General features: G+C 73.4%; 19 protein-coding genes. 7 read left to right on the top strand and 12 right to left on the bottom strand.

Features of this window, described 5'->3' with window-relative positions:
- On the bottom strand, positions 1-1175 hold a 1175-nt coding region (locus AB0F81_RS19595; RefSeq protein WP_360199131.1), incomplete at its 3' end, for an Hsp70 family protein.
- Positions 1176-1280: 105 nt separating this feature from the next.
- On the opposite strand from AB0F81_RS19595, the gene AB0F81_RS19600 reads away from it, so the two are divergent.
- Positions 1281-1814, top strand: coding sequence for a hypothetical protein (locus AB0F81_RS19600; RefSeq protein ID WP_360199133.1), 534 nt, complete (start codon positions 1281-1283; stop codon positions 1812-1814).
- Positions 1815-1825: 11 nt separating this feature from the next.
- Here the strand turns inward: AB0F81_RS19600 and AB0F81_RS19605 are convergent, their stop codons facing one another.
- The 7 genes from AB0F81_RS19605 to AB0F81_RS19635 all read right to left on the bottom strand — a co-directional run bounded on the left by AB0F81_RS19605 (position 1826) and on the right by AB0F81_RS19635 (position 12265).
- On the bottom strand, positions 1826-3295 hold the full coding sequence (locus AB0F81_RS19605) for a dynamin family protein (RefSeq protein ID WP_360199135.1): 1470 nt from the start codon (positions 3293-3295) through the stop codon (positions 1826-1828).
- Entirely contained in the window at positions 3292-5115 is a 1824-nt protein-coding gene (locus tag AB0F81_RS19610; protein ID WP_360199137.1) for a dynamin family protein, read from the bottom strand. Before AB0F81_RS19610 ends, AB0F81_RS19605 begins: the two co-directional genes overlap by 4 nt.
- Positions 5116-5203: 88 nt before the next feature.
- A complete protein-coding gene (locus AB0F81_RS19615) occupies positions 5204-6448 on the bottom strand; it encodes a hypothetical protein (protein ID WP_360199139.1) in 1245 nt (414 codons plus the stop codon).
- Between the two features lie 153 nt (positions 6449-6601).
- Positions 6602-8890, bottom strand: a complete 2289-nt coding sequence (locus AB0F81_RS19620; protein ID WP_360199141.1) for a LuxR C-terminal-related transcriptional regulator — start codon at positions 8888-8890, stop codon at positions 6602-6604.
- Positions 8891-9053: 163 nt separating this feature from the next.
- The gene (locus AB0F81_RS19625) at positions 9054-11033 is read right to left on the bottom strand and encodes an ATP-binding protein (protein WP_360199143.1); all 1980 of its coding nucleotides are present in this window, start codon (positions 11031-11033) and stop codon (positions 9054-9056) included.
- Positions 11034-11041: 8 nt separating this feature from the next.
- Complete coding sequence (locus tag AB0F81_RS19630; RefSeq protein WP_360199145.1) at positions 11042-11599, bottom strand: D-alanyl-D-alanine carboxypeptidase family protein; 558 nt, start codon at positions 11597-11599, stop codon at positions 11042-11044.
- A gap of 48 nt (positions 11600-11647) precedes the next feature.
- Positions 11648-12265, bottom strand: coding sequence for a response regulator transcription factor (locus AB0F81_RS19635; RefSeq protein ID WP_360199233.1), 618 nt, complete (start codon positions 12263-12265; stop codon positions 11648-11650).
- Positions 12266-12380: 115 nt separating this feature from the next.
- Between AB0F81_RS19635 and AB0F81_RS19640 the strand changes: the two genes are divergently transcribed.
- Complete coding sequence (locus tag AB0F81_RS19640; RefSeq protein WP_360199147.1) at positions 12381-13043, top strand: sensor domain-containing protein; 663 nt, start codon at positions 12381-12383, stop codon at positions 13041-13043.
- Here the strand turns inward: AB0F81_RS19640 and AB0F81_RS19645 are convergent.
- On the bottom strand, positions 13030-14280 hold the full coding sequence (locus AB0F81_RS19645) for a cytochrome P450 (protein ID WP_360199149.1): 1251 nt from the start codon (positions 14278-14280) through the stop codon (positions 13030-13032). The genes AB0F81_RS19640 and AB0F81_RS19645 overlap by 14 nt on opposite strands.
- A 107-nt stretch (positions 14281-14387) precedes the next feature.
- Here AB0F81_RS19645 and AB0F81_RS19650 point away from each other — a divergent pair, with 107 nt between their 5' ends.
- A complete protein-coding gene (locus AB0F81_RS19650; protein ID WP_360199151.1) occupies positions 14388-14873 on the top strand; it encodes a MarR family winged helix-turn-helix transcriptional regulator in 486 nt (161 codons plus the stop codon).
- Between the two features lie 75 nt (positions 14874-14948).
- Positions 14949-16373, top strand: a complete 1425-nt coding sequence (locus AB0F81_RS19655) for an MFS transporter (protein WP_360199153.1) — start codon at positions 14949-14951, stop codon at positions 16371-16373.
- A gap of 71 nt (positions 16374-16444) precedes the next feature.
- Here AB0F81_RS19655 and AB0F81_RS19660 read toward each other — a convergent pair whose 3' ends face one another.
- Positions 16445-17320, bottom strand: a complete 876-nt coding sequence (locus AB0F81_RS19660; RefSeq protein ID WP_360199155.1) for a winged helix-turn-helix transcriptional regulator — start codon at positions 17318-17320, stop codon at positions 16445-16447.
- Positions 17321-17345: 25 nt separating this feature from the next.
- Between AB0F81_RS19660 and AB0F81_RS19665 the strand changes: the two genes are divergently transcribed.
- A complete protein-coding gene (locus AB0F81_RS19665; RefSeq protein ID WP_360199157.1) occupies positions 17346-18569 on the top strand; it encodes an MFS transporter in 1224 nt (407 codons plus the stop codon).
- A 200-nt stretch (positions 18570-18769) separates the two neighbouring features.
- The gene (locus AB0F81_RS19670) at positions 18770-19903 is read left to right on the top strand and encodes an acyl-CoA dehydrogenase family protein (RefSeq protein WP_360199159.1); all 1134 of its coding nucleotides are present in this window, start codon (positions 18770-18772) and stop codon (positions 19901-19903) included.
- Here AB0F81_RS19670 and AB0F81_RS19675 read toward each other — a convergent pair.
- The gene (locus AB0F81_RS19675) at positions 19897-20358 is read right to left on the bottom strand and encodes a hotdog domain-containing protein (protein WP_360199161.1); all 462 of its coding nucleotides are present in this window, start codon (positions 20356-20358) and stop codon (positions 19897-19899) included. The genes AB0F81_RS19670 and AB0F81_RS19675 overlap by 7 nt on opposite strands.
- Complete coding sequence (locus AB0F81_RS19680; protein ID WP_360199163.1) at positions 20355-20993, bottom strand: TetR/AcrR family transcriptional regulator; 639 nt, start codon at positions 20991-20993, stop codon at positions 20355-20357. The genes AB0F81_RS19675 and AB0F81_RS19680 overlap by 4 nt, the downstream gene beginning before the upstream one ends.
- Before the next feature lie 187 nt (positions 20994-21180).
- Between AB0F81_RS19680 and AB0F81_RS19685 the strand changes: the two genes are divergently transcribed.
- Positions 21181-22062, top strand: a complete 882-nt coding sequence (locus AB0F81_RS19685; protein WP_360199165.1) for a sulfotransferase domain-containing protein — start codon at positions 21181-21183, stop codon at positions 22060-22062.
- The last annotated feature ends 22 nt before the right edge of the window (positions 22063-22084 follow it).

The raw sequence follows: 22084 nt of genomic DNA on the forward strand, positions 1-22084 counted from the left end.
GGGCGCGCCGCCTGCACCGCCTGAGCGGGCGGGGCAGGTGAAACCGGTGAGACCGGCGGGATCGGGGGCGCTGTCGCCCGGCCCGTGGCCGGGGTGGGGGTCGCGTTCAAGCCGGGTGAGCCGCTGGCCAGCCAGGCCGCACCGAGCGCCACCGCATGCTTGGGGTGCGCGTCCACCGCCACCGGGCGGCCGAACTCCGCGGTCACCATCTGAGCCACGATCGGCATCCGGGACGAGCCGCCGACCAGCAGGATCGAATGCAACTCCTCCGGCGTGCACTCCGCCGAGCGGATCGCCCGGTTCATCGCCTCGACCGAGCCGTAGAGCGCCGGCCGGACCATCGCCTCCAGCTCCGACCTGGTCAGCCGCACCTCGGTGACGACGTTCGGCAGCAGCACCGGGATCGACGTGTCGGTGTCGGCGGAGAGCGCCTCCTTAGCGTGGACGCACTCCTCCCGCAGCCGGGCCACGGCGGCGATCGCGGCGGAGTCGTCCTCGTCGAGTTCGTCGAGCTTGGCGCCGAGCGCGCTGCGCACGTGGTTGAAGACCGCGGCGTCGAAGTCGATGCCGCCGAGCCGTTCGATGCCTTCCGGACGGCCCAGGATGTCGAAGCCGATGCCGGTCTTGCGCAGCACCGCCGCGTCGAAGGTGCCGCCGCCCAGGTCGTAGACGGCGACCACCGCACCCGGCTCGATGCGCTGCTGCTGGGCGTAGCTGACCGCGGCCGCCTCCGGCTCGGTCGTGTAGCTCACCGGCCCGGGCAGGTCGGCCATCCGCACCGCCTGGCGCATCAGGTCGGTCTTGTAGGGACCCCAGTTCGCCGGGTACGACACACACGTCGCCGACGGCGCCCCGCCCTCCCGGCTGATCACCTCGTCGGCGACCGCCCGCAGCAGCCGTGACGCCAGCGCCTCGGCCGACTGCGGCACCCCGCCGAGCAGGATCGGCGTGGTGTCACCCATCCGGCGCTTGAACTCGCGGGCGACCCGGTGCGGCTCGGTGAGCCCGCGCCGGTTGGCGGCCTCGCCGGTCAGGAACGTCTCGTCGTCGCGCAGCAGCACGACCGACGGGATGGCCGCGCTGCGGCTGCCGAGCGGGACGATCTCGGCGTGCCCGTCGCGCCAGGTCGCCGCCGCGGTGAAGGTCGTGCCCAGGTCTATGCCGAGTGCGTACATCGCGGTCGCTCCGTAGGTTGTCCGATGGAGGTGAGTCGAAGAAGGGGGTAGGTGCGGGGGGTTTCCCCGAGACGGTCCGGGGCCCGGCGCTCATAAGGTGGGGACATGGATTCCGCTCGCCCCCTCCGCGATGTGTTCGCCGACCTCACCGGCGCCGGGCGCGTCGCCGCCGACCCGGGTGAGCTGCTGCGCGACCAGGGCCATCCGGCGCTGCCGGACGATCTGGTCGCCGAGGCCGTGGTCAGTTACGCCGACACCGCCCCGGCCGAGGTGGCCGAGCACCTGGCGCCGTACGTGACGGCCCACAGCGTGGTCGGCGCGGACGCCGAGGCCGGCGAGCCGGCCGGCTGGATGGATCTGCTGGCCACCGCACCGGCCGGCGCCGAGCCGGACGACATCGACGACCTGGCGCCGCAGACCGGTGACGCCGGCCTCGACGAGAGCCTGGACTTCGGCGGTGGCGCCGAGTTCGCGCCGGACGAGCCCGTCGAGGAGCCGATCGCGGACGAGCCCGTTGCCGAGGAGGCCGGTGACGTGCTGCCGGCCATCGAGGACGAGTTCCTGGAGCTCGGGACCGACCCGATCGCCCTCGACGAGGACGTCACCGACTGGGCGGACGACGAGCCGGAAGCCGGCTAGCGGCGGGCGGCTCATCGCGGCCGCCCCATCCCGGCCAGCAGACCCTCACAGGACCGGACCGCCACCCGCGCGGCCACCGCCATCTCGTACGTGGTCATCGGGTTCTCCGCACGCCGCTGCCACCGGGTCAGCGCCTGTGCCGCGGCGTCGGTCAGCTCGGCGGCGCCGGCGTCCGGCGGCAGCCGGAGCCGATCGCTGGCCGCGCTGCCCGAGCCGCCGATCAGACGTTCCAGCTCGGCCACCACGTCCGGCTTGCCGGTGATCCATCCGGCCCGCAGGCTGGAGAGCACCCGCAGCTCGTTGAACGGGTGCGCCGAGGCCATGATCTCCTCGACGGCGGCCGCCACCGCCTCGCCGCCCGGGCGGTCGCAGGCCCGGGTGGTCTCGGCCAGGGCGAGCAGCGCCGACCGGCTCTTCAGCACGTCGCGGCGCTCCAGGAAGAGCGATCCGATGATCTCCCGCAGCTGGGTCAGCCCGCTGCGCTCGGCCAGTTCCCGGGACAGGTCGGTCGCGGTCGTCGCCACCTCCCGCCGCAGCAGGGTGCTGGTCAGCCGTACGCCGAAAAGCCCGAACCGGCCCAGCAGCGCCTCGCGCTCGAGGTTGGTGAGGCCGAGCTCAGGCCGCGTGTTGACGAACCGGTCCGCCGACAGCAGCAGTTCCTCGGCCTGTTTGACTGGCAGGTCGGCGATCCGGCGCAGCTGGGCGACCTCGATCTCGGTCAACGTCACGGCCGTCTCGGCGAGCAGCCCCGCCACCGGTACGACCGACTGCACGAGCCGCCGCACGTTGGCGTCGGCACCCAGCCGGGCCGCGATCCGCCGGGCCGAGGCCATCGAGTCGAGCCGCCCCACGCCGATCTCGTCGGCGCGGGACAGCACCCCGATCGCGTTCACCGGACTGGGCCGGGACACCTCGGTGTCGTGGAACGCCCGCAGGAACTCGACGTCCCCCGCGTGCAGGTGCCGCAGCAGGTAGACCACCGCGTCCGCGGGGGTCTCCTCGTCGTCGGGCACCAGCAGGTCCCAGGTGTGCTGGGCGTTCTGGTCGGACAGCGACCCGATGCCCGGCGTGTCGATCAGGGTGGCGGTCCGCAGGCCGCGTGCCGGCCAGGTCACCACGAGCCGCTCGACCTCGGCCGAGGTGAGCCCGCCGAGGTCGATGTCGATGGCGCCGTCCTCGCGGGTGAACCGCAGCGGGCGCGGCGCCTCGCCTTTCGGGGTGGCCTGCACCTGATAGGTGTGCCCGTCCTGGTACCAGGTCACGATGCGGGTGCACTCGCCCGCGTCGGTGGGTGCCAGGCGCTCCCCGACCAGCGCGTTGAGCAGGGTGGACTTGCCCGCCTTGACCCGCCCGGCGACGGCCACCCGCAGCGGGGCGTCGAGGCGGTCCCGGACGCCGGTCAGCCGGCCGGCGTACGGGGTGCCGCGGTAGACGCCGATGGCCTGGTCGAGCACGGCCCGGGTGCGGTCGATCAGGCTCATCCGATCACCGCCAGGGCGCGCTGCCGCAGTTTGAGCACCCGGGCCAGTTCGGCGTCGACGTCCTTGAGCCGGGTCTCGCGTTCGGCCTGGGTGCGTTTCGCCGCCTCGGACGCGCCGGCCAGCGCCTGCGCGTTGGACCGGTTGAGTTCCTCGGCCAGCGCGCTGTAGTGGTCGCGCAGCTGGCGCTGCACCCGGCGCAGGGTGTCCCGGGAGTCCTTGCCGGCGACGAAGCTGACCTCGTCGCAGTAGCGGCGGATCGCGTTGCGTGCCTCGGTGCGGCGCCGCTGCACCTGCCGTTTCTTCTCCTCGCGCAGCCCGCGATGGCCCATCACCAGGCCGATGCCGATGCCGATCGGGCCGAGCGAGACGCCGACCAGGCTGCCCAGGATGATGAACATCAGGGCGCCGCCGTACGCGTTCTTCAGCGCGACCATCGCCTGTTTGGTGACCCGCATCCGCTGCAGGTCGATCTTGTGCTGGAAGTCCGCGACGGTGGCGAGCGGAGACGGGTTGTGCACCGCCGGCCGGCTCATCAGCGCCGTCGACGCCTCGTGGAAATGGTTGCCGACCCGTTCGCTGAGCGCGTCCGCGCGGATCCGCAGCAGGTCGTAGTTGGCCAGCAGCTCGTCGGCCATCCGCGCCTGCAGCCAGGGTTCCATCTCCGGCCAGGTGTCGGCCGGGTCGGCCTCCTCGATCGCGGTGTCCGCCTCGGCGATCACGGTGCGGACCCGGCCACGCAGGTCGTGGTCGATGTCCGAGGTGAGGTCGGTGACCCCGTCGTTGAGGGTCTGGTTCCATTTGGCGGCGGTGCTCTTGAGCGTCTCGACCCGGGACTTCACGACGGTCAGTTCGCGCACCACCCGGCGGGCCGCCTCGGGGTCGGACAGCGCCGTACGCTCGGCCTGGAATTGCGCGTCGAGCTGGTCGCAGAGAGCGACCACCTCGGCGGCCGCGTCAGCGGCCAGCCGGTCCGCGGCGGACGAGCCGATCCGGTTGTTGATGAAGGCGACCAGGTCGGTGAAGCCCGACTCGGCGTTCAGGGCGGAGTCGTTGGACTTCACCGCCCGCGAGCGCAGCGCCGAGGAGACCGCGATCAGCGGCACCGGGCAGTGCGCGGCGAGGTGCTGCTCGTTCAGGTCCCGGATCTTGCGCCAGGCCGGGTAGAAGTCGGTCTTGGTGATGACGCAGGCCACCACCGGGCACAGCGCCCGCGCCCGCTGCAGGAAGTCGACCTCGCTGCGGGTGAGTTCCTGCGCGGCGCCGGTCACGAAGATCACCGCGTCGGCCATCGACACGGCGGCCAGGCTGGCGGCGGCGTGCGGCGAGCCCAGCCCGCCGACGCCGGGGGTGTCGACCAGCACCAGACCGCCGGCCAGGATCTTGCGGGGGATGCGCACCTCGACGCCGGTGACCCGGCCCTCCGGCCCGCCGGTCTCGCCGCCCTCGACGACGTAGCGTCGGACGTCGGCGATCGGGATGGTCCGCCGGCGCGGCGGTCCCGGTTCCGGCCCGCGGTCCTCGAACAGCAGACTGGCCTCGGCCTTCTCGCCGTGCCGCACATAGGTCGGCACGGCGGTCGCCACGTCGTCGTCCACCGTGCACACCGCCGCGCCGACCAGGGCGTTGACCAGTGAGCTCTTGCCCTGTTTGAACTCGCCGGCGACGACCACGTGCAGCACCGGGTCGGCCAGCGCCTCACGGGCGGCGGTCAGGCGGGCGGCCGCGTCCGGCCGGTCGTAGGCCTCGCAGGCGCGCAGGGCCAGGTCCACCACGGCGGTAGCCTTCGCGGCTACGCCCGGGGCGGTGGCGGCCTCGGTCACGGCTCCTCCCTTCCCATCTGTCTTGAGCGCACGTCAGCGGGCAGGCCGGGCCAATGGCCCGTCCGGCCCGCGATCGTGGTCCGTCCGGTCAGGCGCCGACGACGGTGGTGTCGTCACCGCTTTCGATGGTGTCGTCGTCCGAGTTCACGGTCGTGGTGGTGGTGTCGATGTCGGTGACCGAGGTGTCGTTGTCGCTGATGTTGGTGTCGTTGTCGCTGACGGTGGTGTCGTTGTCGTTGACGGTCGTCACGGTGGTGTCGTTGTCGTTGACAGTGGTGTCGTTGTCCTCGTTGTTGCCGCTCGCGCTGCCGCCGGCCGAGATCGCCGATCCGTCGTCAGCGGTGTTGTTGGAGGCGTTGGAGGCGTCGCCCTCGCCGAACGTCACGGCGCTGTCCTCGATCTCGGCGTCCGGCAGGTTCGCCACGTCGCCGTCGCCGTCGCCGAAGTTGAAGACCGACTCGTCGGCGTCGCCGTCGACCTGGGCGGTCTGGTTGCCGTCGCCGACCACCGCGTTGTCCACGTCGTCGGCCACGATGCCGGTGTTGACGCCGGTGTTGACCCCGGCCTCGATGTCGCCGCCGGCCTGCACCGCACCGTCGCCGGTGTTGGCCTGGCCGAAGTTGGCGCCGTCGAAGACGAGCGCCTCGTCGCCGGTGTTCGCGGCGCCGAAGTTGTCGCCGTCGATGAGCTGCGCGCCGTCACCGCTGACCGAGGTGAGGTCGCCGTCGATGAGCTGGTTGCCGTCGCCGGTGATCGCGTTGACGTCCTCGGCGTCCTGTACCGCCACCGCGCCGTCGCCGGTCGCCGCGCTCACGTCGCCGTCGCCGGCGTTGGCGACCGAGCCGTCGCCGGTGGCATTGACGTTGGTGGAGTCCACGTCGACGTCGCCGAAGACGTTGCCGTCCACGTCCACGTCGAGGCTGTTGTCGGTGATGCTGGTGACGCTGAAGTCGAGGTTCTGGGTGATGTAGTCGTCGCCCTCGTACGTGGCGTAGGTGACGTAGTTCAGGTGCTGCACGACGTGCTCGACCGACTGCGTGCCGGCCGGCGCCGCGGGCGGGGGCGGGGGCGCCGAGCTGCCGCCGGACGATCCGCCGCCGCCGCTGCCGCCGCTGAAGCTCTGCAGCGCGGTCCGCGCCGTCTCCGGAACCTCCGGCTCGAAACTGGCCTCGGTGACCACCGCCGGGACGTCGACCGTGGACAGGTCGACATCGGTCACGCCCTCCGCGGTCAGGGTCCCGCTCGGGTCCTCGGCGTACTTGGCGGCGAACTCCCGGTCGCTCAGCAGGTTGGTGACGAATTCCTTCAGGACCTCGGTGGCGTTGACGGTCATGACCTCTCCTCGCTAGGTGCGCATCCGGTTCCTTCACCCGGACACGACACCAGCGTGCGACCTGCGGCCCGGTCCGGGCATCGGGGTGTTCCCCGTGGTATAGGGGTTCGGTTAGGGGATCCACAGCCTCGTGTCGCATATCCAACTCGGGCGTCAGTCGGGAAGCATCTCCCGCAGCGCCGCGAGCAGCTCCGCGCGGCTGTTCGCGCCGAGTTTGCCGCGGATGCGGGCCACGTGATGCTCCACGGTCTTCGGTGCGATGTAGAGCTGCGCGCCGATCTCCCGGTGGGTGCTGCCGGCCAGCACCAGCCGGGCCACCGTGACCTCCCGTTCGGACAGCGTCGCGGCCGCCGCGGCGCCGCCTGCGGCGGCATCCGGCTCGGACAGTTCCCGGGCCCGTTCCAGCAGGCGCCGGGCCGCAGCGGGATCCCCGGTACGGATCGCCGCCTGCCCCGCCAGCCGGGAGGCCTCCCACGGCAACTCGGCCGCGACCAGGTCCTCGGTGGCGGCCAGAACCTCCTCCGGCCGCACCCGACCGGCCAGCACCGCCGCCCACCGCCCGGCCGCCGCGCACTGGGCGAGCGGCCGCGGCTCGCCGGTCGCCACGGCGGCCAGCCGTTCGGCGGTCTCGGCCGCGGCGCCGGCGTCCTCGGTGACGATCGCGGTCTGCAGCCGCACCCAGTCGAGCGACACCGCCCAGCTCACCGGCCGGTCCAGCCCGGTCAGGACCCGGTCGAGCAGGTCCAGCACCGGTGTCACCCGGGTGAGCCGGCGCAGCCGGGCCGCGGCCACCGCCAGCTCCTCCACGATCTCCACCAGCCAGAGGTCGGCGGTGCGGCGGGCCAGCAGCGGCTCGACGCCGGTCCACGCCTCACGCAGCCCCGCGATGTCGCCGCGCCGCCGGGCGATCCCCGCGGCCAGCGCGGCCCGCAGCAGCCGGTCCCGTCCCGGCGGGTCCGCCCCGGCCGGCTGGCTCAGTTCACGCAGCGCGGTGTCGTAGCGTCCGGTGCGCATCCGCGCCCAGGCCAGCAGCAGCCGGTGCCGGACGCCGGCGGCCGGGCCGCCGATCCCGGTCTCCGCCGCGCGGATCAGCAGGTGTTCCGCGGTCGCCACATCGCCGGCGGCGACCGCGACCACCGCCGCCACCGCGTGCGGAGTGTCCGGCAGCACCACGGCGGGCGCGCCCCGCTCCACCGCCTCGGCCGCCTCGATCAGCAGCGGCAGCGCGACGGCCGGCTCGACCGCGGCCACCGCACCTTCGGCGAACCTCGACAGCGCGGCCGGCGCCGGACCGCCGGCCGCCTGCCGCGCCTGCGGCATCTGTCCGATTCCGACCAGCGACGGTACGGCGAGCACCGGCCCCGGCGCGGCCGCTCCCAGCAGCAGCTCGGCCGCCCGGACCGCCCGCCCCTGGTGCGCCGCGACCGCACCCGCCACCAGGCCGAGCCGGTCGGCGTCCGGGTCACCCGGGCCGGCGTGCTCGACCTCGACGGGCAGTCCGAGCAGCGCACCCGCCTCGGCCCGCCCGGCCGCCAGGGTGACCGGTTCCGCCCCGGCATCCGCGGCGTCGTCGAACCAACCGATCGCGGCGGCCGGGTCGGTGAACCGCAGCCGCTCCCCCGCCTGCCGGTAGACGACCGCGGCGGCCGGCGTGGCGGCCCGCGCCGCGCGCAGCTGCCCGGCCGCGGCGACCGGATCGGTGCCGGCCGCGACCAGCGCCCCGGCGACCGCGTCGTGGATCCGGCGGCGCTCGGCGGCGGGCAGCTCGGCCAGCACCGCGGCCGCGACCGCCGGGATCATCCGTTCGCCGTCCGGGACGAGCAGCCCCTCGTCGCGCAGGGTCCGCAGGGCCGCGGCCAGCTCGTGCACCGCGGCGCCGGCGGCGGTGGCGAGCACCTGGTCGGTCAGGTCGAGCCGCAACGCCAGGACCCGGGCGACGGTCACGGCCGCGACGTCCAGCACCGCGAAGCGCCGCTGCACCCGGGCCAGCAGGGCGGGTGGCGGCGCGCCCGGCGGGGCGGTGGCCACGGCAGCCGCCACCGCGGGCAGACCGGCGGATGCCGCGAACACGGCCTCGGCGACCTCGGGTGACACCGGCCGGCCGGTCACCGTGGCGACCAGCCGGGCCACGCCGTCGGCGTCCAGGGCGCCGAGCAGCTCCACCCCGCCGGCGGCGACGGCCTCGTCGAGTTCGGCCAGCTCGGGCCGGTCGATGGTCGGCCGGCGGGCGATCACCATCGGCACGCCGTCGCGGGCGGCCGCCGCCAGCTCGGCCAGCGCGGCCGGGTCGAGCCGGTGGGCGTCGTCCACGACGACCAGCTGGTTCTCGGCCCGCGCGGTCGTCAGGCCGGTCGGCCACCACACGGCTGCGGAGGCTTCCGTGGCGAGCCGGCGCAGCCGGTGAGTGCGCCCGGAACCGTCCACGCCGACCACCACGGTCACGCCCGGCCACCGCCCCGCCGGTGCCGTGCGGACGGTGCCATGTCACGGGGGTGCCCCATATCGGCGACACTCTACGCGCCGCGGCGGCTCCGCGCGGGCACCCAGAAGACCGCGCCCCGACCCGCCGCGGCGGCCCCGCGCAGGCACCCAGAAGACCGCGCCCCTACACGCCGCGGCGCCTTCGGGCGGGCACCCAGAATTCGACCTCGGTGCCCTCGCCCGGTCGGCTGTGGACGATCGTGGTGCCGCCCAGATCGCTGATGCGGCCGCGCATCGACTGGGCCACCCCGAGCCGGCCGGCCCGCTCGGCCTCGGCCAGCCGTTCCGGGGTGAATCCGGCGCCGTCGTCGCGGACGGTCACCCGTACCCCGTCGCCCTCGTCCTCCAGCAGGATCCAGGCCCGCGCGCCGGCGCCGGCGTGCCGGCGCACGTTGTCCAGCGCGGCCTGCACGGCCGCGGTGAGCTCGGCCGCGGCAGCGGCCGGCAACACCACCGGCTCGGCCGGCGCCGAGACTTCGATCCCGGGCGCGGCCAGTGCGGTGAGCACGGCCCGCAGGTCCGCCTCGGCCGCCGCCAGGGGTACGGCGCCACCCCCGCTGAGCAGGTTGCGCAGTGCCACCTCCTGCTCGCCGGCCAGCGCCGCCAGCTGCGCCCCGGGCGCGCCCAGCTCCGAACCCTGCCGCTGGACCAGGGCGAGCACCTGCAGCACCCCGTCGTGGATCGGCCGGGCCAGCCGGTCGCGCTCCGCGGCCGCCGCCTCCTGCCGGATCAGCTCGGCCTTCTTGCGTTCCGCCCAGCGCACCGACAGGTAGTGGGCGAGGCCCAGGCCACCGATCGCCGCGGCCGCCACCAGCAGGAGCACGGCCGCGGTGTCCAGCTGGATCATCGTGGCCAGCGCTGTCTCCCGCGGCTGGCCGTCACGCAGGTAGATCACCGGAACGGTCTGCGTGCCGGCCACCGCGAGGACTCCGGCGATCGGCCCGAGCGCGGCGGGGATCGCACCGCGCGGGGCCAGCACCGGCGCGGTCGCCGCGACCACCGCGGTCGCTGCCGCGGTGGACAGCACCAGCATCAGCAGAGCGGGTACGGCGCGCTGCTGCTCGACCAGCTTCTCCGGCTGTCCACTGGTGGCCGCGTACGCGATGAACAGCGTGATCGACGCGGCCACCGCGAGCGTCACCGCGGCCGGCACCCGCCACCGCCAGGCGGCGCAGGCCGCGCCGATCGCCACGCCGGCCAGGACCGCGCACCAGCGGGCCGGTCCCACCGCCGCGGTCGCCCCGAACGCGATCACCAACGGCGCGGAGACCGCGACCTGCACCGCTGCGGCGGTCAGCGCGCCCGCCGCCGACCAGACCCCGGCCAGCAGCGACAGCGCGGCGGTGACGGCCAGCGTCAGCGCGCCGATGATCGCGGCCTTGGTGTACGAGTAGCGCCACAGCGTGGTCCAGTCCACGTCCAGCAGCGACCCGAGCCGCCCCGCCGAGATCATCGCCAGCGGCAGCACCGCCAGGGCGACGAGCCCGCCCGTGATCACCAGCCGCAGCCGCCGCCACGTCCACGGCCCGAACGCCAACCCGATCGCGGCCCGGTCCCCGCCGCGCCACCACCAGAGCGCCGGGGCGAGCCCGGCGAGCCCGGCCGTCAACAGCACCACGTGCCAGACCGGCAGCGCCGGATCCGGTCCCTGCGGGCCGGTCGCGCCCAGCGCGCCGGCGAACAGGGCGGCGCCGGTGACCACGCCGGCCACCGCCGCGCCCAGGCCCGGCGACCCGCTGCTCAGCAGGCTCTGCGCGGCGCCCAGCGCCCCGACGACGAGCAGCGGGAAGACCGCGCCGAGCGCGTAGTACACCTGCAGGCCGGCCGTGTCGGGCACCAGAGCGGGCACCGCGATCGGCACGCTCAGCAGGCCGGCCACCGCCAGCAGGTACGGCCAGTGGCGCAGCAGGCAGAGCGCCAGCACGGTCGCCACGGTCGGGATCAGCGGGGTGAACGGGTCGGGGCCGTAGTACGCGTCCGGACCCTGCACGCCGAGCCGCGGGGAGAAGCCGCCGCCGTACGGGGAGGACCTCACCAGCGCGACCAGCAGACCGCCCCCGAGCCCGGCCAGGGCCGCCCACCAGCGCGCCGTCCGCTCATCCATGCCGATGATCATCGCTGACCTCCGGCGTGCACCGCGCCCGGGTGCGGCAGGCGCACCGGCCGCCCCCGCGGGCAGTACTCGAAATGCCACCACTCGTTGTCGTAGACCCGGTAGAGGCCGTGCCGCGCCCCGTGCTCCTCCAGCCAGCGGGCGCCCTCCGCCGGCCGTACGTCGAGGGCCACGCCCGCCACGTGCCGCGACTCGTGCGGCGGCAACGTCCACCGCCGGGCCGCCGCGACCGAACCGCTGCGCTCGACCTCCGCGGCGTACAGCGCGGCCTGGGTGGCGGCGTCCCGGAAGCCGGAGGTCAGCCCGAGCAGCTCACCGTGCGACCAGAGGGCCCGGGTGCGGGCCGCCTCGAAGGCCGCCCGGGTCGCCGGGGTGAGGCCGGCCAGGTTCTCGGCCGGGAACCGCATGCGCAGCGCCCACTGGCAGGCGGTGTGCCGGGCCCGGCCGGGCGCGACGAGCGCGGCGAGCGGCGCCAGCGCGAACGCCAGCCACCGGGTGATCGCGCGGTAGACCGGGTCTCGGCGCCGGACGGTCGCGCGGGAGGTGTGCAGTGCCATGCCTGACAAGATCCCGGTCGGGGCCGGGCCGGGCATGAGTACTTGTACTCAATCGAGCCCGTTCTCCAGCGCATATCGCACCAGCGCGGTCCGGTTGTGCAGCTGGAGTTTGCCGAGCGTGTTCTGCACGTGGTTCTGCACCGTGCGGTGCGACACCACCAGCCGTTCCGCGACCTGCCGGTACGACAGCCCCTTGGCGACCAGCCGCAACACCTCGGTCTCCCGCGCGGTCAGCAGCGGCTTGTCCGCCGGGGACGCGGCCAGCCGCCGGTACTCCCCCAGCACCAGCCCGGCCAGCCCGGCGGTGAACACCGCCTCGCCCTCGGCGGTCCGCCGCACCGCGTCCAGGAACTCCGCCCGCCCGGCCGACTTGATCAGGTATCCGGTGGCGCCCGCCTTCACCGCGTCGAGCACGTCCTGCTGCTCGCCGCTGGCCGACAGCATCAGGATGCGAACCTGCGGCACCGCGCCGACCAGCCCGCGAATCACCTCGACCCCGGACAGGTCGGGCAGCTGCAGGTCGAGAACGACCACGTCGGGGCGGGCCGCGGCGACCACCCGCAGCGCCTGCGCGCCCTCGCCGACCGCGGCGGTGACCTCGTACCCGGCCTCGGTCAGGTCCCGGGCCACCCCGTCCCGCCACATCGGGTGGTCGTCGACCACCATCACGCGCACCGTCACGGCGGTCACGATAATCGGCCGGAGGGTAGTGGTAGCCCTACCCACAGCCGGGGAGCCAACCGGATCGGCTGGGCGGTTTGCCGCGCCTAGCGTCAAGGGCATGACGACGACCCCGTTCGATGTGCCCCTCGCTCCCGCCCCGGCCACCCGGGCGCTGCGCCGGCTCGGCGCCGACACCCGGTACGTCCTGACCGGCATGCCGCTCGGCCTGGCCGCGGTCATCCTGTGCCTGACCGGCGTCGCGGCCGGCCTCGGCCTGGCGGTGGTCTGGGTCGGCGTGCCGCTGCTGGCCGCCGCGATGATGCTGGCCCGCGGCTTCGCCGTCACCGAGCGCAGCCGGATCTCAGCGGTGCTCGGCGAGCCGATGCCGCAGCCCGCCTACCGCACCGCGAACGGCCCGGGCCTGGTCCGCCGTCTGCTCGCCGTGCTCGCCGACCCGCAGTCGTGGCGCGACCTGGCGCACGCCTCGCTGCGCTTCGTGCCCAGCACGGTCGCGTTCTCGCTGGTGCTCGCGTGGTGGGCCGGGATGCTCGGCTCGCTCACCTGGTCGCTGTGGGGCTGGTCGCTGCCGAACGGCCCGGACGAGCGGGATCTGCCGGAGCTGCTCGGCTTCGGCGAGGGATACCTGACCGCGGTCGGCTTCTACCTGGTCCTGGCGGTGCTGTTCGCGATCACCCTGCCCGCGGTGGTGCGCGGCTCGGCCCTGCTCGAGGCCCGCTTCGCCCGCGCGCTGCTCGGCCCGCGGGACGTCACGCCCAGGTGACGGGCAGCGAGTGCACCCCGAAGATCAGCATCTCGTTGCGCAGCGGCACCTGATCGGCGGGGACGGCCAGGCGCAGCCGCGGCAGCCGGGCGAACAGCTCGCCGAGGCCGACCCGCATCTCGACCCGGGCCAGCTGCTGCCCCAGGCACTGGTGGATGCCGTGGCCGAAGGCCAGGTGCGAGGCGCGGCGCCGGTGCAGGTCGAGCCGGTCGGGGTCGTCCCACTGGCGCGGGTCGCGGTTGACCTCGGGGGTGGCGATGACGACCGTGGCGCCGGCCGGGATGTCGACGCCGCCGACGGTCAGCGGCTCGGTGGCGACCCGGCTGACGCCCATCTGGATGATCGACAGGAAGCGCAGCAGCTCCTCGATCGCGCTGTCCAGCAGAGCCGGGTCGGCGCGCAGCGCGGCGAGCTGCTCGGGGTTGCGCAGCAGCGCGAAGGTGCTCAGGCCGAGCATGTTGGCGGTGGTCTCGTGGCCGGCGCCGAGCAGGACCACGGCCACGTCGGTCAGCTGAGCGTCGGTCAGCGGCGGGTCGGCGTCGCGGATCAGACCGGACAGCAGGTCGTCCCCGGGCTCGGCGCGTTTGGCGGCGACCAGTTTCCCCATGAAGCGGTAGAGCTCGGTGGCGGCACGGGCGCGCTCCGGCGGGGGTGTCGTCGAGTTGAGCGCGATCGCGGTGCGTTCCTGGAACTCGGCCCGCTCGGCGTAGTCGACCCCGAGCAGCTCGCAGATCACCAGCGAGGGGATGGGCAGCGCGTACGCCGGCACCAGGTCCGCCTCAGTCCCGGCGGCCCGCATCGCCTCGATGTGCCGCACCGCGATGTCGCTGATGTGCGACTCCAGGGCGCGCATCCGCCGGACGGTGAACTGGCCGGTCAGCAGCCTGCGCAGCCGGGTGTGCTCGGGCGGGTCCATGAAGACGAAGTTGCCGTCGGTGCGCTCGCCGGCGTGCGGCGCGGCCGGCTGCGGCCGGGTGGCGCCGGGGTGCCGGACCCGGTCGGAGCTGAAGCGGACGTCACCGAGCACCGCGCGGGCCTCCTCCAGGCCGGTGACCAGCCAGGCGCCGGCGCCGTTGGCGAGCGTCAGCGGCTGCACGGCGCCGTGGCCGCGCCGCTGCCGCAGCCCCGCGGGCGGATCGAACGGGCGGCCTCCGCGCTCGACCAGGTCGACGGGGAGCAGCCGCTGCAACGCCGCGACGGAGTCGGTTCGCCTCGCCTGCTCGGCCGGAGTGGTCATCGCGCACCTCATCCGTCATCCATCGATACTTGTCGCTAGAGCGCACCCTAGCGTACGGAGAAAAGCGATTGGTCGCGGATTATCTACAGCGAAACTATGCTGGAGACATGACCGCCATGGCGCCGACCCGCACCGAGACCGACCTGTCCTTCCTGCTCGACCACACCAGTCACGTGCTGCGCACCCGGATGGCCGCGGCGCTCGCCGAGATCGGCCTGACCGCGCGCATGCACTGCGTGCTGGTGCACGCGCTGGAGGCGGAGCGCACCCAGATCCAGCTCGCCGAGCTGGGCGACATGGACAAGACCACCATGGTGGTCACCGTCGACGCCCTGGAGAAGGCAGGATTCGCCGAGCGCCGCCCGTCCAGCACCGACCGCCGGGCGCGGATCATCGCGGTCACCCCGGCCGGGGCCGAGATCGCCGCCCGCAGTCAGGGGATCGTCGACGGCGTGCACCGCGACGCCCTGAGCGCCCTACCCGAGGACGAGCGCGAGATCCTGGTCCGCGCCCTGAATCGCCTGGTCACCGGGCATCTCGCGACACCGGCCGAGAGCGCGCCGGCCCGGCGGGCCCGGGAGCGCACAAAGTAGTCCCGAAAAATATCGTCTGCTTCGGGACTATCTGCTAACGTCTCTCCTCAGGAACCCCTTCCTGAGGAGAGACCGATGTCGCACTCACGCTGGACCGCCCTCGCCGTCCTCTCGGCCGCCGGGCTGATGACCGTCCTCGACGGCAGCATCGTCACCGTCGCGATGCCCGCCATCCAGCAGGACGTCGGTTTCACACCGGCCGGGCTGAGCTGGATGGTCAACGCCTACCTGATCCCCTTCGGCGGCCTGCTGCTGCTCGCCGGCCGGCTCGGCGACCTGCTCGGCCGCCGCACGATGTTCCTCGCCGGGAACGCGCTGTTCACCGCCGCCTCGCTGCTCGCCGGCTTCGCCACCACCCCCGGCCTGCTGATCGCGGCCCGGTTTCTGCAGGGCATCGGCAGCGCGATGGCCGCCGCGGTGGTCCTCGGCATCCTGGTCACCCTCTTCACCGAGCCGGCCGAGCGCGCCAAGGCCATCGCGATCTTCAGCTTCACCGGGGCCGCCGGCGCCTCCATCGGCCAGGTCCTCGGCGGGGTGCTCACCGACCTGCTGAGCTGGCCCTGGATCTTCTTCATCAACGTGCCGATCGGCATCGCCACCCTCGCCCTGGCCCTCGTCGCGCTCCCGAAGGACCGGGGCGCCGGCCTGGCCGCCGGCGCCGACGTCATCGGGGCCGTCCTGGTCACCTCCGGCCTGATGCTCGGCATCTACACCGTGGTCAAGGTGGAGCAGTACGGCTGGATCGCCGCACACACCCTCGGCCTCGGGGCCGTCTCGCTGGCCCTGCTCGCCGCCTTCGTGATCCGGCAGGCCACCGCGCAGGCCCCGCTCATGCCGCTGCGCATCCTGCGTTCCCGCAACGTCACCGGCGCCAACATCGCCCAGATGCTGTCGCTGTCCGGCATGTTCGCCTTCCAGGTGCTGGTCGCCCTCTACATGCAGAAAGTCCTCGGTTACGGCGCCCTGGAGACCGGCCTGGCGATGCTGCCCGCCGCCGTCGGCATCGGCGCGATCTCGCTGTTCGCCTCGGCCCGGTTGACCGCCCGGTTCGGTGCCCGCACCGTCCTGCTGTCCGGCCTGGTGCTCCTCATCTCGGCGATGGGCCTGCTCACCCGCATCCCGGTGGACGCCGGCTACGTCACCCACCTGCTGCCGGTGATGCTGCTGATCTCCGGCGGCGGCCTGGTGCTTCCCGCGCTGGCCACGCTCGGCATGTCCGGCGCCCGGGAGAGCGACGCCGGCCTGGCCTCCGGCCTGTTCAACACCACCCAGCAGGTCGGCATGGCGATCGGCGTCGCGGTGCTCTCCACCCTGGCCGCCTCCCGCACCGAGCACCTGCTCGCCGCCGGCCAGGACCAGGCGCTCGCCCTCACCGACGGCTACCGGCTCGCCTTCACCACCTCGGCCGGCCTGCTGCTGGCCGCCTTCGTGGTGAGCCTGCTGGTCCTGCGCCAGCCGGCCCGGTCCACCACCACCCAGCCGGTGACCGCGGCCGTCTGACATCCGCCGCGCGCAGGCGCCCCAGAGGCAGACCGCCTCGTGGGGCGCCTGCCCGTTGCGGATTGCGGAGTTCAGCGCGCCGCCGACACCTGGCGCAGCATCTCGTCGACCGAGCCGGCCGGGTCGGTGATCGGGAACTGCACCGCCCGCACCGTGGCCGCCGGGTCGATGAGCAGGGTGAGCCGTTTCAGCCGGTCCACCCCGGCGGCCCGGAAGGTCGGTAGCAGCAGCGCCGCGGCGAGGCGCTGGTCCTGGTCGGAGAGCAGCGGGAACGGCAGCCCGGCGTGCTCGGCGAAGGCGGCCAGCTGGTCCGGGCGCTGGGTGCTCACGCCCAGGACGCGGGCGCCCGCGGCCGTGAAGTCGGCGGACCGGGCGGCGTAGGTCGTCGACTCGAGGGTGCAGCCGGCCGCGCCGGGGATCTCCGGCCAGTAGGGCGGGTAGCCCTGCGCGCCGGGCACGAACGCTCCGGGGAAGCAGTAGAGCACGGTCCACCGGTTCTCCCGAGCCAGCGGCTCCGGCTGACCGCGATGGCTGGTCAGCTCGATTTCGGGCAGTTTGCGGCCGGCCAGCGCGTGCACCCGCCGGGACTCGGCCGAGCCGGCCTCAGCGGTCGCGGTGAGCGTGCCGTCGCCCATCAGGTGCCGGTCGCCCCACTCCTGCAGAGCGATCAGCACCGGCAGCAGACCCTCGCCCTTGGCGGTGAGCAGGTAGTCGTAGCGCGGCGGACGGTCGGAGTAGCGCCGGCGCTGCAGCACCCCGTGGTCGGTCAGCTCGGCGAGCCGCTCGGCCAGCGCCCGCCGGCTCATCCCGAGGGCGCGCTGCAGGGCGTCGAAGCGGGTCACGCCGCCGGCGATGTCGCGGATCAGCAGGAACGTCCACCAGTCACCGAGCACGCCCACGGCCTGGGCGATGCCACAGTCCGCGTCGGCGAGGTCGACTCTCTTCACCCCCACGACTATAGTGCGTTCCAATATGAAACTTACTGCGTTCTGGCGGTGGTGGGCGGCCGGCACCACGAGCGGGCTCGGCTCGGCGATCGGTACGGTGGCGCTGCCCCTGACCGCGCTGACCGTCCTGGACGCGTCGGCCTTCGAGATGGGCCTGCTCACGGCGGCGGGCTATCTGGCGTACCTGGTGATCAGCCTGCCCGCGGGAGTGATCGTGCAGCGCCTGCCGCTGCGGGGTGTCCAGGTCGGCGCGGACCTGGTCCGCGCCGTGGCCGTGCTGTCCCTCCCGCTGGCCTGGTGGGCCGGGGTGCTGAGCCTCGCCCAGCTGCTCGCCGTGGCGCTGGTGGTGAGCGTGGCGAACGTGCTGTTCGCGGTCGCGAACCAGACGTTCCTGCCGGAGATCGTCCCGGCCGAGCAGCTGCAGGCCCGCAACAGCCTCACCTCCGGCACCCACGCGGTGACCGAGCTCGGCGGCCCGTCGCTGGGCGGGTTCGCGGTGCAGCTGCTCGGTGCGGCGCCGACACTGCTCTGCGACGCGGTGAGCTACCTGATCTCGGCGGTGCTGCTGCGCACCCTCCCGGCCCGGCGAAACCCGGCGCCGGCCGCACGGACGTCGATGCTCGCCCAGATCCGCGAGGGCTGGCACTTCGTCACGCGGCACCCGGTGATGGCCCCGGGCATGTGGGCGGCCACCGCGGTCAACCTGGTCAACGGCGCCTTCCACGCGCTGTTCGCCTTCTACCTGATCCGCGAGCTGCACGCCTCGCCCGGCCTGGTCGGGCTGCTGCTCGCCGCCGACGGCCTGGGCTCGCTGATCGGCGCCGCGGTGACCACCCGGTTCACCGACCGGTTCGGCACCGCCCGCGGCCTGATCATCGCCGGGTTCGCCGGGGTGGGTGGCGCGCTGCTGATCCCCGCGGGCGGCCCGGTCGCCTTCGCCGCCGGCAACCTGATCTTCGCCGGGTCGGTGGTGGTGCTCAGCGTGACCACCCGCACCTACCGGATGATCGCCAGCCCGCCCGAGCTGCTGTCCCGGGTGATCGCCACGGTGCGGTTCGTGTCCTGGGGCGCGATCCCGGTCGGCGGGCTCGCCGCCGGGGCGCTGGCCACCCAGCTCGGCGCGCGGGCCACGCTGTTCGTCTTCGGCGCGGTCACCCTCCTCGCGCCGCTGATCTGGGTGCTGTCGCCGATGCGTACGCTGCGTGACCTGCCCATGGTGGAGCCGGCGGAGGCGGCGGCCGAGCGCTGAGATCCGTCTGGTGGACGACCCGGGATCAGCATCGGGACGGAGGCGGCCGCGCCCGCGGGTGGACGACAGCGCACCGCGGCGCACCTAGCGTTCCTCCCTGACCGGCGTTTTTCCCGGCCGGCCGGGACACCGGTCCCTGTCCGGCCGGGACACGTTCCGGTTTGGATGGTGCCGAACCCGAATTCCACCAGGAGGAACACATGCATGAGGTGCTTCGTCGCGCGAACGAGCTGGCGCCGTCCCTGCAAGCCCGTTCGGCCGAGCTCGACGCGGCGCGGCAGCTCCCCGCGGACCTCGTCGCCGAGCTCAAGGCGGCCGGCTTCTTCCGGATGTTCGTGCCGCGCTCGCACGGTGGGCACGAGCTGGACCTGCGGACCGGGATGGCGGTCCTGGAGACGCTCGCCACGGCCGAACCGGCGGTCGGCTGGACCGTCATGATCGGGTCCGAGACGCCGCAACTGCTCGCGTTCCTCGGCCGGGAGACCTTCGACAAGATCTACGCGACCGGGCCGGACGTGATCGTGGCCGGCGGTTTCAGCCCGCAGGGCACGGCCACCCCCACCGCCGACGGCTACTGGGTGGACGGCCGCTGGGCGTTCGGCAGCGGCAGCACCCACGCCGACTGGATCTTCGGCAACTGCCTGGTCGCGCCGATCGACCCGGAGACGCCACGGATGCGATCCATGCTGGTCCCGGCCTCGCAGGCCCGGATCGTCGACACCTGGAAGGTGCTGGGCCTGCTCGGCACCGGCTCGCACGACGTCGAGCTCAGCGACGTGCACGTGCCCGCCGAGCACACCTTCGACCTGTTCGCCGGCACGTCCTCAGTCCCCGGCCCGGGCTTCGTCGCCCCGCTGATGCACTTCGTGCTGCACCTCGGCGCGGTCGCGGTCGGCATCGCGCAGGGCGCGCTGGACGACACGGTCGCTCTCGCGACCGGCGGCAAACAGCGTCTGTACGCCCGCGCGAAGCTCACCGAGAGTCAGCTCTTCCAGGTGAACCTGGGCCGCGCCGACCTGACCCTGCGTGCCGCGCGGGCCCTGCTCGCCTCGACCGCCGACGAGGTGTGGGAGCTGTGCTCCACCGACCCGGCCGGCCTGGCCGCAGCCGGCCCGCGGGTCTCCGCCACGCTCGCCTGGGTCACCGAGGCCGCGCTGTCCACCGTCGACACCTGTTACCGCGCCGCGGGCGGCCAGGCCGCCCGCGACAGCTCGCCGATCCAGCGTCGCTTCCGCGACATGCACACCTTCAGCCAGCACGCCGCCGCGGCCGAGGGCTGGCTGGGTGGTCACGGCAGCGCGATGCTCGGCGCCGCGGGTGGTCTCTCCTACTGACCCTGATCCGTACGCAGGAGAGCACCCGCGATCTCCCGGGCGTGCTCGCTCCAGGCCGCCGGCCGCATGGTCGCCGGGTCGAGGCGCACGTTGACCCGGCGACCCTCCGCGTAGACCGTCTCGCCGTCGGTGGAGGTCACCCGGAACCGGTACTCCGCGCTGGAGGTGCCGAGCCGGTCGAGCCAGAAGTGCACGCTCACGTCCCCGGTGCCGCGGACCGGGCGGTGGAAGGTGATCCCGTACTCCCGGACGACGTTGAAGGCGTCCGGCGTGGTGGGGCGGCCGCCGGTGAACGACACACCGCGCTCGGTCCACCAGAGCGTCATGGCGCGCTCGACCAGCACCGCGTAACGGGAGTTGTGCAGCATGCCCATGGCGTCGAGGTCGTCGAAGTGCACGGGCATGCGCACCACGTCGCCGTGGGCGACGGTGGGGGCTTCGGTCACGGTGGTCATGTCAGCTCCGGAAGGATCGTCGGGTCGGTGGCGACAGCGCGCAGGTGGTCGTGCAGAGCGCGGCGCGCCTGGCGGAAGGTGGTCTCGGGGCCGAGCACGGGCGCCTGCATGACGGCGCAGACACCGAGCGACTCGGTCTGATAGGCGAGGCCGGCCGCGTCCACACCGGCCGGCACCTCGCCGCGGGTGACGGCCTCGGTCGCCACTCCGGTCAGGAAGGTCATCCAGTCGGTCAGCTCGGCGGCGAGCCGGTCGCGGATCACCCCCGGCCGGGCGTTGAACTCGAAGTGCGCGTTGGCGAAGAAGCAGCCACCGGGCAGGACGCCGGCCTCGTAGAACGCCAGCCGGTGGTGGTGCACGGCCCACAGCCGGCGCAGCCCGGCCGGCTCGGCGAGCGCGGGCCGGATGACCCGGTCGGTCCACTGTGCGCGGGCGTGGTCGATCACCGCGAGCTGGAGGGCCTCCTTGGAACGCCAGTGCGCGAAGAGGCCGGACTTGCTGACCCGCAGCGAGTCGGCGACCTGGCTCAGCGAGAGGCCGTCGAGCCCGGCCACGGTGGCGAGCAGCAGCGCCTGGTCCAGCACCGCGGTGCGGGTCCGCTCGCCGCGGATCAGCCGGCCGTCCTGCGTCGTCATGCCGCTCACCGTACTAAACGACCGACCGGTCGTAAACATAGTGTGGGCTTGCGTACATATCGATTCTTATAAATAGCTGTGAAGATCATCTGTAGTAACCCCGTCAAAATTGTTGTAAGCTCCGGCGCGTTCGACGCCAGAATCCCACTGACGGACCGCGTGCCCCCGACTGCGCAGGTAAAGGACGATGTTCAACCGCACTGTCATGTTCGCCAAGCAGAACGCGCCCCTGCCCATGCGGGTGATGACGCGCCGCACGCTGCTGGGAGCACACAACACGCGTTTGCGGCTCACCGTTCCGGTGGTCACGCGCAGTGAATACGTGAACATCTATCACTGCGCAGTGCGCAAGACCGCGAGCCAGTGGATAAAGGAACTCTTCAGCGACCCGATCACCTATCGGCACTCCGGCCTGCTCACCTATGACCCGCGGTTCTACAACTGGAGCCATCCCCGGGTCACGCCGCCGAACCGCATCGCGCTGTCGTTGTTCTTCTCCCGTAAACGCTTCGACAAGATCCCGAAGCCGGACAAATACCGGGCATTCTTCGTCATGCGCGACCCGCGCGACATGCTGGTCTCCAGCTACTTCTCCACCCGCAATTCGCACGCCCCTATGGGCGACGTGCTGGAGGTCCGCAAGGTTCTCCACGAATTGCCGCGGAAGGAAGGGCTGCTCTACCTGATCGACAATCTGACCGCCAAGGGCACCTTCAAGGCGGTCCGGTCGTGGGCCGTCGCACCGCCCTCCGAGGAGGTGCGGCTGTTCCGCTACGAGGATCTCGTCGGCGAGAACCAGGCGAACGAGGTGGACCAGCTGATGCGCCACTGCGGCATCGCGATCCCGCCGGCCGAGATGGCGACCCTGCTGTCGCGGTACAGCTTCTCCAACATGAACGACCGCAAGGGCACCGGCGCCGTGTCGCACTACCGCAAGGGTCAGCCCGGCGACTGGCGCAACCACTTCGACGACGACATCACCGAGGCGTTCACCAAGGCCACCGGCAACCTCGTCGAACTGCTCGGCTACCCCGCGTACGACGAGACGCCCAGCACGACGGGAAAATGAGCGGATCAATCATCCTTCTCGG

Source organism: Actinoplanes sp. NPDC024001 (assembly GCF_040638955.1).
GTDB lineage: Bacteria > Actinomycetota > Actinomycetes > Mycobacteriales > Micromonosporaceae > Actinoplanes.

Coding starts and splice junctions, on each gene's coding strand:
- AB0F81_RS19630 (WP_360199145.1), bottom strand. CDS start 11,599: ATGGCACTGCACACCTCCCGCGCGACCGTCCGGCGCCGAGACCCGGTC.
- AB0F81_RS19625 (WP_360199143.1), bottom strand. CDS start 11,033: ATGGATGAGCGGACGGCGCGCTGGTGGGCGGCCCTGGCCGGGCTCGGG.
- AB0F81_RS19670 (WP_360199159.1), top strand. CDS start 18,770: ATGCATGAGGTGCTTCGTCGCGCGAACGAGCTGGCGCCGTCCCTGCAA.
- AB0F81_RS19680 (WP_360199163.1), bottom strand. CDS start 20,993: ATGACGACGCAGGACGGCCGGCTGATCCGCGGCGAGCGGACCCGCACC.
- AB0F81_RS19675 (WP_360199161.1), bottom strand. CDS start 20,358: ATGACCACCGTGACCGAAGCCCCCACCGTCGCCCACGGCGACGTGGTG.
- AB0F81_RS19650 (WP_360199151.1), top strand. CDS start 14,388: ATGACCGCCATGGCGCCGACCCGCACCGAGACCGACCTGTCCTTCCTG.
- AB0F81_RS19640 (WP_360199147.1), top strand. CDS start 12,381: ATGACGACGACCCCGTTCGATGTGCCCCTCGCTCCCGCCCCGGCCACC.
- AB0F81_RS19635 (WP_360199233.1), bottom strand. CDS start 12,265: ATGGTGGTCGACGACCACCCGATGTGGCGGGACGGGGTGGCCCGGGAC.
- AB0F81_RS19615 (WP_360199139.1), bottom strand. CDS start 6,448: ATGACCGTCAACGCCACCGAGGTCCTGAAGGAATTCGTCACCAACCTG.
- AB0F81_RS19645 (WP_360199149.1), bottom strand. CDS start 14,280: ATGACCACTCCGGCCGAGCAGGCGAGGCGAACCGACTCCGTCGCGGCG.
- AB0F81_RS19600 (WP_360199133.1), top strand. CDS start 1,281: ATGGATTCCGCTCGCCCCCTCCGCGATGTGTTCGCCGACCTCACCGGC.
- AB0F81_RS19685 (WP_360199165.1), top strand. CDS start 21,181: ATGTTCAACCGCACTGTCATGTTCGCCAAGCAGAACGCGCCCCTGCCC.
- AB0F81_RS19605 (WP_360199135.1), bottom strand. CDS start 3,295: ATGAGCCTGATCGACCGCACCCGGGCCGTGCTCGACCAGGCCATCGGC.
- AB0F81_RS19665 (WP_360199157.1), top strand. CDS start 17,346: ATGAAACTTACTGCGTTCTGGCGGTGGTGGGCGGCCGGCACCACGAGC.
- AB0F81_RS19655 (WP_360199153.1), top strand. CDS start 14,949: ATGTCGCACTCACGCTGGACCGCCCTCGCCGTCCTCTCGGCCGCCGGG.